Genomic DNA, 12079 nt, shown 5'->3' on the forward strand with positions numbered 1-12079 from the left:
TTTTTACTATATAAAGTTGATGAGAACACCATGAAAAGCATGATAAAAATTATCGGGTTAAGTTTAATTTTATTGTTTAATAATGTGACATTGGCTGCTCAACAAAATGTAGTGTTAGTCACCCTTGACGGCGTACGCTGGCAGGAAGTATTTAATGGTGCCGATAAAAACCTGCTCAATAATAAAGAATTTGTTAAGCAACCAGCACAGTTAAGCAATGAATTTTGGGATGAAAGGGTGCAACAGCGCCAGCAATTATTAATGCCGTTTTTAACACAAACGATTGCCACTCAAGGCGTAATTATTGGCGACAGAGCAAACGGCTCAGCGATGTCGGTGAGTAATCCATGGTATTTTTCATACCCTGGTTATAACGAAATTCTTACCGGCGAAGTGGATGAAAACATTAACAGTAACGATAAAGTATTTAATCCAAATAAAACCATTTTAGAGCGATTAGATGCGCAGCCTGAATTTAAAAACAGCACGGCTTTATTTGGTAGCTGGGATGTGTTTCCTTACATTGTAAATACTAAGCGTACTAATGTGTATGTAAACGCGGGGTTTATGCCTATCGCCGATGATTTATTTGCCGATGCGCCCCTGTTAAAAGCATTACAAACAGAAATCCCCAGCCCATGGCACAATGTGCGGCTTGATAGTTTTACCTATCGATTTGCTAAAGCCTATATGCTGGCGAAAAAGCCTAAATTACTGGTTATTAGCTTAGGAGAAACTGACGACTTTGCTCACGATGGCCATTACGATGCTTACTTAAAGTCGGCCAAACAAAGCGATGCATTTTTAAAAGATTTATGGCAAACCATTCAAAGCACAGCAGGTTATAAAAATAATACTACGTTAATTGTTACTACCGATCATGGCCGTGGCAGCTACGCAAACGATTGGCAACATCACAGCTCTAAACGGGCATTAGCAAAGTCGGAGCAGGGTAAAAAGGCATTTCCTGAGGGAATTATTGGCTCAGATCATATTTGGCTTGCTGCCATTGGCCCTACAATTAAAGGTAATGGCTTAATAAAAACCGATAATGAGCTTAAACAAGCGCAAATTGCCGCCACCGTTTTAAAAGCACTTGGGCAAAACCCAAACACGATTAACCCTAATATGGCACCGGCTATTAATGAGATTTTAAAATGAAACAGTTACTAAAAACCCTTAAGCATTCAGCGCTGTTACTTGCTTTTGTTATTAGTGGTGGCGCAATGGCTGCGCCGTCTAAAATATTGTTTGGCTCGTGTGGGCATCAAGATAAAGACATCCCCATCTTTAATGCGATTAACAAAGAGCAGGGTGATTTATTTATATTTTTAGGCGATAACATTTATGGCGATACTAACGACATGGCCGTGCTTAAAAATAAATACCAACGATTAGGGGCAAAGCCTGGCTTTAAAACCTTAAAAGCAAATACACCATTAATAGCCATGTGGGACGATCACGACTATGGTCAAAACGATGCGGGTAAAGAGTACCCGCATAAAGAAGCATCACGGCAAATTATGCTCGATTTTTGGGATGAACCGGCAAACTCAGCGCGCCGTACTCGTGCTGATGGTATTTATACCTCGTACATGTATGGCAAAGGCGAGCAAACCGTGCAGGTGATCATGCCTGACTTACGTTTTAATCGCGATAAGCTTAATTCAGTGAGCGAACTTGAGTATTACACCAAGCGTAAAGCAAATAACCAAGGACCGTACAGTCCAACTGAAGTAAAAGGCGCGTCTATGCTAGGGGAGGCGCAGTGGCAATGGCTTGAAGCCGAACTTAAAAAACCAGCAGCGATTAAACTAATTGCATCAAGCTTGCAGTTACTGCCTGATTTTACTGGCTGGGAATCGTGGGCAAATTTTCCAGAGGATAGAAACCGTTTATTTGCGTTAATTAAAAAACACCAAATAAATGGCGTGGTGATCATCAGCGGCGATACCCATTGGGGGGAAATTTCAAGGTATCAACATAATCTTGATTACCCACTCTTTGAAATGACCAGCTCAGGCTTAACTGAAAAGTGGAAAGACGTTAGCCCAAATAAACATCGTGTCGGTGATTACACGCATAATGTTAACTATGGCGATTTAACCATTGATTGGCAGCAAGCAGATCCAGGCTTGTCACTTAAGCTCAAAGGCATTGATGGTAACGTAATAATGCAAAGTGACTTTAGCTTATCTAGCATAAGCCCATACCAATAGTTGGTTTAATATAAAAACGCACAGTGACTAAAGTGAGTCCTGTGCGTTTAAAAAATCAGCTAGCTACTGGCTAACATGCTGATTTATTAACGCCAATTCCTCCTTAGCGCTACCGCTTAAATTGAAAATATCTTACACTGGCTTTATCTCAAGTAAGGCTGGTATCGTATGCTCAATATTATTCAATCAAACCGTATGGAAGCCCTGCAAGCGCAGTTTCATCAACTGTTAAAAATAAACCCATTGCAAAGCCCATTTGATAAAGAAGTGGTGTTAGTGCAATCGCCGGGTATGTCGCAATGGCTTAAAATAGGTTTAAGTGAAAATTTAGGCGTAGCTGCACAGGTAGACTTTCCGCTACCATCGAGTTTTATTTGGCAGTTGTACCAGCAACTATTGCCAAACGTGCCTAAAGAGTCGGCGTTTAATAAACCGAACCTTGCTTGGAAACTGTTTGCAATTTTACCTACTTGTATTGACGAGCCACTGTTTTTACCCCTAAAAACCTATTTAGAGGGGGATATTGACGGCCAAAAAACCTTTGCCCTATGTGAAAAAATAGCCGATGTGTACGACCAATATTTAATGTATCGCCCCCATTGGATAGCCACTTGGGATAGCGGGGTTGATACGCTTGACGATGTAGATATCAGCATTGCTCCTTGGCAACCCGATTTGTGGCGCCGCCTTGTTAAATTAAGTAAAACACTTGGGCAAAGCCAATTTCACCGCGCCAACATGCAAGGACAATTACTCAGCGCCCTTGAGAGTATGGATGGCAGCTTATTGCCAAAGCGTATTAGCCTATTTGGTATATCGGCGATTGCCAGCTCACAGCTTGACGTGTTTGAAGCCTTGAGTAAAAAAACTGAGGTGTTTTTATTCTTTTTTAACCCCAGCGAGCATTATTGGGGCGATATAATCGATGAAAAAACAGCGGCTAAAATAAACGCTAAATACGCCAAAATGCCGCTGGTGGAAGCGCAGCAAAAAAAGCAAACGAATCCTGATGAAGAATACTATTTTATTGGTAATCCGTTGTTGTCCTCGTGGGGTAAACTCGGCCGCGATTATTTTGAGCAACTGGTGCAGCTTGATGCCCGTTGGATTGATGGTTTTATTGATGCGTTTGACGATACCTTACTTGGGCAAGTGCAAAGCGAAATATACCAACTTGCCTTTAAAGGTGAATCGCTTACCGATAACAAAGAATGGTTTATAAACGATGAGGGTAAACTGCCCATAAGTGCACACGATACCAGCATTACGTTAAGTGACTGCCACACGCCATTAAGGGAAGTCGAGCGCCTGCACGACTACTTACTCAATTTGTTTAATCAAAACCCAACGCTTACCCCCAAAGACATCATTGTGATGATGCCTGATGTAGGTACTTATAGCCCTTACATTGAGGCCGTTTTTGGTGGTGCGCAGGGCAGTCGATTTATACCATACGCCCTTGCCGATTTAGCCATAGAGCAAGAAAAACCAGTACTGAGCTCGTTTGCCAGTTTAGCTAATTTACCGTTTTCGCGCTTTGGCGTGTCGGATATTCTTGATTTATTACAGGTTACGCAAATTGCCGAAAAATTTGGCCTAGAGGCCCATGAATACGAGCAAATACATTATTGGCTTGAGCGAGTAGGGGTAAAGTGGGGTATAAACGCTGAGCATAAACAAAGCTTTGATTTACCCGCCATTGATTTAAATACCTGGCAACATGGCTTGAACCGCTTATTACTGGGGATTGCCATGCGCGACGAACAGTGCCCATTTAATGGCATTTACAGCGCCGATGAAGTAGAAGGTATGGCGCTTGATACTCTCAATAAGCTGGTGCATTTTATTGATGTGCTTCAAGACTTTAAAGCGAAACTCACCCCTGATGATACGCTTACCAATAAAGCCCATATATTAAGTGAGCTACTCAATGCTGTGTATGAGAGCGAAAGCGATGATAGCTGGGATTTATTAGTGCTGCAAAAAGTGCTCGAAGACATTGCGAAGCACCACGACAACGGCGACTACAGTAAAGCCGTTTCGCAGCGCATAGTGAGCTATCTAATCAAGCAAGGTATACAAGAAAAAGGTGTAGGCCAGCGCTTTTTAGTAGGACAAGTGAACTTTTGTACTCTCATGCCCATGCGTGCCGTGCCGTTTAAGGTGGTGTGTATGCTAGGCTTAAACGATGCCGATTACCCGCGCACGGTGCAGCCAATCGGATTTGATTTAGTGCCGTATTCTAAAAAGCAAAAAGGTGATCGTTCACGTAAACTCGATGACCGTTACCTCTTTTTAGAAGCGCTCTTAAGTGCTCGAGATAATTTATATATGAGCTACATTGGCCGCTCGTGTTTTGACAACCAGCCGCGCATGCCATCAACGCTTGTCAGTGAGCTTTTAGAATACATTGGACGCAGTTTTAAACTTAGCGAACCCAGTGATAAACCCTTGCCTGAATGCCTTATTACGCAGCAGCATTTGCAGCCTTTTAATAGTCTGTATTACTCAGCTCCTAGCGATGAACAGGCGGGAGTAAATAATCACAGCTATAACCCAATTTGGCTGCCTAGCGAGGCTATTGAGCCAAAAGTAATCACTGCACTTGATGTAATGCCTCCAGAGTTGCTTGATCTTGATATGTTTATTCGCAGTGTGTGCCACGCCCAAGAGAGCTTTTATCAGCAAAGCCTAGGGTTACGTTTGCCGCAATTTAACGATATAGCCAAAGATGAAGAACCGTTTAGCTTAGATGCGCTGCGCCGTTACTTTTACCTTGATGAAATACTTGAAGCAAACATTAACAATACGCCGCTCAGTACCGAGCAAATACTGCAGCGCGGTGAGTTGCCGCAAGCTCATGTTGGCAGCTTAATTTATGAGAGCATGCAACATCGCGTTGATGCGCTTGCAGGGCAAGTAAAACAACAAATAAAAGCGGGTAAAAGCGAACCGATAGAGGTGTTACTTTTGCTTGAAAACACCACCATTGAAGGCTGGTTAAACCATGTGTATATGCAAAAACAAGTGTTTTATCGCAGTGCTAGTATTAAAGCTAAAGATTTAATTAAAGGCTTTATTTATCATCTTGCTGCACAAAGCATGCAACAAGAGGTTGAAACTTTATTGCTAGGTTTAGATAAACAAATTAGTTTTGCCCCAATGAGTAAAGCCGATGCCGATTTACTGCTCGCAGATTGGTTTGAGCTTTATAAAGCATTACGCAACAAGCCCGTGGCGTTTTTTCCGGTAAGTGGTTATGAATACGTAAAAAGCGGTGGTGATATGGCAAAAGCCAACAGTAAATTTAGTCCACAGTATATTGGCCGAGGCGAAGGAGAAAACCCTTATATTCGTCTCACGGTGCAATCACTTAATGACTGCCAAGACGAATTTATACATTGGAGCGATAAGCTACTCGCCCCATTATTCGAGCACGCCAAGGAGAGTGACTATGCAAGCGCTTAATCCACTCACTATGCCATTATCAGGACAAAGCTTAATTGAAGCCAGTGCAGGCACAGGTAAAACCTACACGATCACGGGTTTGTATTTGCGCTATTTGTTGGGCATGCAAATACCCGGTGAGCTGAATACGCCATTGAGCGTTGAGCAAATTTTGGTAGTAACCTTTACCGATGCCGCCACGCAAGAAATTAAAGACCGAGTTCGCAGCCGAATTATTGCCGCGCGTGATGCTTTACTGGGGCAAGTACCTAATGATGAGCTAATTGAGGGTGTAATAGCGGGCGTTGATGACAAGCACCGTGCGTTTGACTTACTCGATGCCGCAGCTAAATCAATGGACGAAGCGGCTATTTTTACCATTCATGGCTTTTGTCAGCGAATGCTAAAGCAGCATGCGTTTGAATCCGGTGTGGCATTTAACTTAGAGTTCATTTTAGATGAGCGCGATATTCTGCTTGAAACCATAAAAGACTTTTGGCGCGCGTTTGTATACCCACTCAGTAAAGAAAGAACAGATTCGATTTTAGCGGTATTTGCTGCGCCCGAATCACTATTTAGTTATGTAAGTAGTATTTTAAATAAGGCGAACGCAGAGATAACACCGCAAGTTAGTTTAGATGCGGTATGGCAAGCGCGAGATGAATACTTGGCGTGTGTTCCAGCCTTTAAAAAAGCCTGCCTAGAACAAGAGTTTATTGGTGCTGTTAAAGCATCCGATTTAAGTGGCTCAAAAACACCTGGGCGAAAGGGCAGTCTTGCTGCACTTGAAGCATTTTGCTTAGGCAGTGATGACTTTTTTGAATTTGGTACCAGTAAGTATTCGTTTGAGGTGTGGAGTAGCGAGAACTTAAGTAATACCGCTAATTATAAAAAAAATGGCACATTACTGACGCATCCACTTATTAGCCAATTCGATGCCTTAGCCGCACTTAACAACACCATCAACCAAGGGCTAAAAATTGCGATAGTGCAATATGCGGCGAGCTGGGTAAAAGCGGCCATAGTTAAACGCAAACAAGAACAAAGCGTGATCACCCCTGACGATTTACTGACTAATTTACACAGTGCCTTAAAGAGTGAACAAGGTGATGTACTCGCACAAAAAATAGCGCAGTTATTTCCGGTGGCAATGATAGATGAGTTTCAGGATACTGACCCGATTCAGTACGGTATTTTTAGTAAAATTTATGCTCAAAGCAATACCACTTTAGCTATGATAGGCGATCCCAAACAGGCAATTTATGGGTTTAGGGGCGCAGATATATTTACCTACATTGGCGCAAAAGAAGCGGTAGATGAGCCACAACAATTTACATTGGGCACTAACTTTCGCTCAAGCAGTGATATTGTAAATAGCGTAAATAGCTTATTTAGCAAATACGAAAACAGCTTTATTTATAACGACGCCATTCCATTTAATAAAGTGAAAGCGAAAGGAAAAAAAGCAGATGAGTCGTTTTTAATTGACGGTAAACCTGCCACCGCGTTTGAGTTTAATGTGTTTGTAGATGAAGCCGGCGATGAAAAAAATAAGCCGACCAGTAAAGGCTTAGGGCAAGCTCATTTAGCCACCCATTTTACCAATAAAATTGTTACTTTACTTGAGCAGGCAAACCAAGGAATAGCCTGTATTGGCAGTACGCCGGTAAGCGCTGCTGATATTTGTATTTTGGTGCGCGACCGCGTTGAAGCACAAATAATGAAGCAAGCGCTGAGTAAAGCTAATATTGCCAGTGTGTATTTGTCGCGCGACAGTGTATTTAGCCAAGAGTTAAGTCATCACTTGCTCAATTTTTTAACGGCTTTGCATGGTCAGTACGATGAGGCGTTACTACGCGGTGTATTAGCCGGCCCGTTATTTTGTTTAAGCTATAACGATATTTTTGCTCTAGCCGATGATGAAAATAGCTGGCAAGAACACCTAAACTTTTTTGCTCAACTTAGCCATATTTGGCATAAGCAAGGGGCAATGGCAATGCTCGAACGCTTACTGAGTCACAATCAGCTCAGTGCCAAATGGCAAGGCTTGGGCTATAACGTAGAACGGTGGCTTACCGACTTTAGACATCTTGGCGAAATACTGCAGCAAAAACAAATAGAGCTTGAAGGGACACTTCGTTTATTACGTTGGTTTGCGCAAAAGGTGAGCCAGCAAGATGGCGAAACAGTGCAAGTTCGCTTAGAAAGTGATGCGAACTTAGTTAAAATTGTGACTATGCACGCTTCTAAAGGGCTTGAATACCCATTGGTATTTATGCCATTTGCCAGTGGTTATCGTGAAACTAAAGACGCGCTTTATCATCAAAATGGCAAGTTGATTTACGATTTAAGTAAAGACGAAGACGCCCTGCAAAAAGCCGAACAAGAACGTTTAGCAGAAGACTTACGTTTGCTTTATGTGGCACTGACCCGAGCAGTGCATTTTTGTTCGCTGGGCGTGTATAACATTTCTCAAGGGCAAAGTAGCCGTTTAGCAATTCAAAGTAGTGCGCTGGGGCATGTGTTGTTCTCAGGATTAGAGATAAGCAGTAGCCAAGTGTGGCGCACCCATTTAAGTGAATTTTGTGAGGCTAATCATGCTATGCAATACCAGCAATTTACCTCAGGCGAATTACATGAGCAGGGCATACTTCGGTTAAAAAATAGTGACACTAAACAGCACGATTTACTTATTAATACAGTAACGGCGCAGATTGAACGTGACTGGCGAGCAACTAGCTTTAGTGCTTTGAGCTTTAAAAAGCATGCTGATCAACTTGCTCCAGGGCGCAGCGATGAAGATCATCAAAGAGATGAGTTTGCCGTGCAGCAAGATGAACTTCCTTCACCGTATAGCTTTCCAAAGGGCGCAAAACCAGGGAGTTGCTTGCACGAAATATTTGAGCAGCTTGATTTTACCAGTCCGGTAAATCATCCCACGAATGCCGAGCAAAACTTAACGGCTGTGATTGAGCGTGCTTTTGAAAAGTACCATATCGATGAGCAATGGCAGCAAATTACCGAGCAATGGGTACTCGATGCACTTAATTGCCCGTTAAACAGCGAGAATAATTTAAGTTTGAGCCAATTAGCGCCAAGTGACTGTTTAGTCGAAATGGAGTTTAACTTACCGCTTAGCAGCCTCAGTGCCCCTAAGCTTAATGAAGTGTTGATTAAACATTTTGGCTTTAACCAAAGTAAACTTGAGTTTGCCCATGTTAAAGGGTTACTAAAAGGCTTTATTGATTTAATTTTTTGCTACCAAGGCAAGTATTATATTTTAGATTATAAATCGAATTATTTGGGCAGTACCGCTGCCGATTATGTGTCTGAGCAGCTAGAGCAAGCCATGACCAGCCACCAATATCATTTACAGTATTTAATTTATACCGTAGCGCTGCATCGCTTGCTTAAACAGCGAATTCCCGATTATTCAATAGAGGCGCATTTAGGCGGTGTTTATTATACTTTTTTACGCGGTATGCCAGCAGGTGAGGGAGTGTACTTTAAACAGCTAAGTGCAGATCAAGTCGTTATTTTAGATGGCTTGTTTAGCCAAGGAGCCATGCTATGAGTGATTTAAATCAACAACCGGGTTTGTTTGATGACTTAGATGATGCGCCTTTAGATGAACCTGTGCTCACAACAGCACAGCGAACGATGCAGGCCAGCGAAAGTATTGAAGTCGTGCCGTTGCTAACGTATTTAACGGACGAACATAGAGTGCGAGTGGTTGATGTAAAACTGGCTGAATTACTCAGTGGCACAAACGCACAGCAAGGGTATGACGACCTCTTTTATATAATTTTAATGCTGTGTTTATCGCAACAAAGCCAGCATAGCTGTTTAACCCTAACAGAGGTTGATTGGACTAATCCGTTTAATTTACGTCAAAGCGACTTTACTAAACTAGAAGGCACGCAGCCTGACACTCTCAGCCCATTTAGTAATGACTTTACGACTGAGGCAGCAATACGTTATTTACTCTCACATCACAGTGTTGGGGAGCAAAAGCCGCTGCAATTGTTTAATCAACGATTATATTTTTCTCGTTTAGCAGGCTATGAACAAACCCTTGCCCAACGATTACTGACAATGAGCGAACGACAACTTAACATTGATGATGCAGTACTTGCTCAGTTATTAACCCGCTACTTTCCTGATGATCCGAGTATTGACATTGATTGGCAAAAAGTAGCGTGTGCGATTGCCGCCACAAAAGGTTTTAGTGTGATCACGGGCGGGCCTGGCACCGGTAAAACCACCACGGTAACAAAGCTGTTAGCGATTTTACAATCGTTATATAAAGCGGCGCCATTGAGCATAAAATTAGTAGCACCCACAGGTAAAGCAGCGGCACGGCTAACAGAGTCAATTTTAGGGGCTAAAAATAAGCTTAGTGAAATACCAGATGATATTAATTCGTTGATCCCGCAAAGCGCGCAAACCATTCATCGGTTGTTGGGAGTTAAGCCATTTACCAATAAATTTCGGCACGATAAAAGCAATCCGTTGCATGTTGATGTATTGATTATTGATGAGGCCAGCATGGTCGACTTATCACTTATGGCTAAATTAATTGAGGCCTTGCCAGATCATGCTCGATTGATTTTACTCGGCGATAAAGACCAACTTGCTTCGGTTGATACTGGTAGCGTAATGAGTGATTTATGCCAAGGGTTAGTACTTGGACAAACACCGCGTTATTCAAAAGTACGCTGTGAGCAATTGAACACGCTGTGCTTTAATGGCACTGTTAAACTCAACGCGCAAACTCAAAGTGAGTTTAAACTCGCGGATTGCATTGCCTTTTTACAACATAGCTATCGGTTTGATGCAAAAAGTGGCATAGGTCAATTGGCGCTGGCGGTTAATACCAACAACCGTGGGATATTAAACTATGTTGAACAACAAAGTAGCGAAGGGCATTTTAGCGATATTATTTTAGACTATGATTTTGTTTCCACACCAATTGAAAAGTTAGTAAATAGTGCCGCAAGTCATTATGCTAATTACCTAACACTGATAGCGCAAGGTGCCAGTGTTGCGCAAGTGCATGCAGCTTTTGCCAGTTATCAGTTACTTGCTGCAGTACGTGAAGGCGATTACGGCGTTAATAGTTTAAATCAGCGTATTGAACGGGTATTACAGCAGCAAGGTTTAATTAGCGTTAACCCTAATCAGCGGCATTATATAGGGATGCCGATAATGGTTAGTCAAAACGACTACCAGCTAAAATTATTTAACGGTGATATAGGAATTCTAATGCCCGATGATAGCGGCCAACTCAAGGCAGTGTTTATTGATGAACAAGGTAATGAACGGGCATTTTCACCCGCACGGCTTCCGGCGCACGATAAAGTGTATGTAATGACCATTCATAAATCCCAAGGCTCAGAGTTTAGTTATACCGCGATGGTGTTACCACCGCTCAAGCAGGCGAGTATCGGTATTAATAGGCAATTAGTGTACACGGGAATTACCCGCGCAAAACAGACCTTTGAGCTGGTGGCAGATAAAAAAGTGCTGCAACTGGCCATGGGTAAAAGTGTATCACGGGCGTCAGGCTTGTATGAGAGATTAGTGTAAAGCCATACTTATACTAATCTCTTATTTTTGGGGTTCGTTTTCTAAATAGGTTGGGTTGCCAGCCAAAATGCAGTGCGCCCAATCTTAGAAAGACGGTTACCAATAATGAACCTATAATGCACCATAAATAAGGGACATCTAATAAAAATAGCGTGGCATAGGTTAAGCCTCCTGCAAAACACGCGGTGGAGTATAGCTCTTCGCGCATCACCAGTGGTACTTCTCTACAGATCACATCACGTATTAAGCCGCCAAATATACCCGTCGTCATTCCCATTGTAAGCGCAACCACCATGGTTGTACCTTCAATTAATGCTTTTTCAATACCGACCACATTAAAAATAGCCATACCAATAGCGTCAACCAGCAACATGTAATAGTTAGACACATCAGGTAAGTGGCGAATAAACATAACGGTGACAAAAATAGCGCCATAGGTGGCATATAAATAATCGGGGTTGGCTATCCAAAATACAGGTTGATTAAGAAGAATATCTCTGAGCGTGCCACCGCCTAACGCGGTGACTGAGCCAACAACGACAACACCAAATCCACCAATATCTTTGTCGTGGCCTAATAATGCACCTGAAATTGCAAAGAATGCCACGCCAATAAGGCTTAAAAAATTAAAATACTCTGCCGTCATTGAGGTGTCCTTACCAGATTGAGAATTTATATTAGACATTAAAAGATAAGCGATTGGGGATTTATATTAGCTGAATAACACTAGGGTCTGTTTACCTTTCAAGGTTGAATTTGCAGCAGTCTGCTTGGTATTAAAGCAAGGCAGAGCCTGTGTGGTGTGGTTATTCCCCATAAATAGG

General features: G+C 42.4%; 6 protein-coding genes. 5 read left to right on the forward strand and 1 reads right to left on the reverse strand.

Translation table 11 applies throughout. The features are described 5' to 3' along the window. Positions 1-30 precede the first annotated feature (30 nt). The 5 genes from PTET_RS06315 (at position 31) to recD (ending at position 11255) form a co-directional block, all read left to right on the forward strand. Positions 31-1161, forward strand: a complete 1131-nt coding sequence (locus PTET_RS06315; protein WP_174818646.1) for an alkaline phosphatase family protein — start codon at positions 31-33, stop codon at positions 1159-1161. Continuing rightward, on the forward strand, positions 1158-2219 hold the full coding sequence (locus PTET_RS06320) for an alkaline phosphatase D family protein (RefSeq protein ID WP_096038351.1): 1062 nt from the start codon (positions 1158-1160) through the stop codon (positions 2217-2219). Before PTET_RS06315 ends, PTET_RS06320 begins: the two co-directional genes overlap by 4 nt. A gap of 168 nt (positions 2220-2387) precedes the next feature. After that, entirely contained in the window at positions 2388-5687 is a 3300-nt protein-coding gene (gene recC / locus PTET_RS06325) for an exodeoxyribonuclease V subunit gamma (RefSeq protein ID WP_096038352.1), read from the forward strand. Continuing rightward, a complete protein-coding gene (gene recB, locus PTET_RS06330) occupies positions 5674-9240 on the forward strand; it encodes an exodeoxyribonuclease V subunit beta (RefSeq protein ID WP_096038353.1) in 3567 nt (1188 codons plus the stop codon). The genes recC and recB overlap by 14 nt, the downstream gene beginning before the upstream one ends. Then, complete coding sequence (gene recD / locus PTET_RS06335; protein WP_096038354.1) at positions 9237-11255, forward strand: exodeoxyribonuclease V subunit alpha; 2019 nt, start codon at positions 9237-9239, stop codon at positions 11253-11255. Before recB ends, recD begins: the two co-directional genes overlap by 4 nt. 13 nt (positions 11256-11268) lie before the next feature. Here the strand turns inward: recD and PTET_RS06340 are convergent, their stop codons facing one another. Next, entirely contained in the window at positions 11269-11901 is a 633-nt protein-coding gene (locus PTET_RS06340) for a trimeric intracellular cation channel family protein (RefSeq protein ID WP_054200681.1), read from the reverse strand. Positions 11902-12079: the final 178 nt, after the last annotated feature.

The sequence above is a fragment of the Pseudoalteromonas tetraodonis genome, from assembly GCF_002310835.1.
GTDB lineage: Bacteria > Pseudomonadota > Gammaproteobacteria > Enterobacterales > Alteromonadaceae > Pseudoalteromonas > Pseudoalteromonas tetraodonis.

What these genes read in the sequence shown, in the direction of transcription:
- recC (WP_096038352.1), top strand. Translation starts at nt 2,388, where the DNA reads ATGCTCAATATTATTCAATCAAACCGTATGGAAGCCCTGCAAGCGCAG.
- recB (WP_096038353.1), top strand. Translation starts at nt 5,674, where the DNA reads ATGCAAGCGCTTAATCCACTCACTATGCCATTATCAGGACAAAGCTTA.
- PTET_RS06320 (WP_096038351.1), top strand. Translation starts at nt 1,158, where the DNA reads ATGAAACAGTTACTAAAAACCCTTAAGCATTCAGCGCTGTTACTTGCT.
- PTET_RS06340 (WP_054200681.1), bottom strand. Translation starts at nt 11,901, where the DNA reads ATGACGGCAGAGTATTTTAATTTTTTAAGCCTTATTGGCGTGGCATTC.
- recD (WP_096038354.1), top strand. Translation starts at nt 9,237, where the DNA reads ATGAGTGATTTAAATCAACAACCGGGTTTGTTTGATGACTTAGATGAT.
- PTET_RS06315 (WP_174818646.1), top strand. Translation starts at nt 31, where the DNA reads ATGAAAAGCATGATAAAAATTATCGGGTTAAGTTTAATTTTATTGTTT.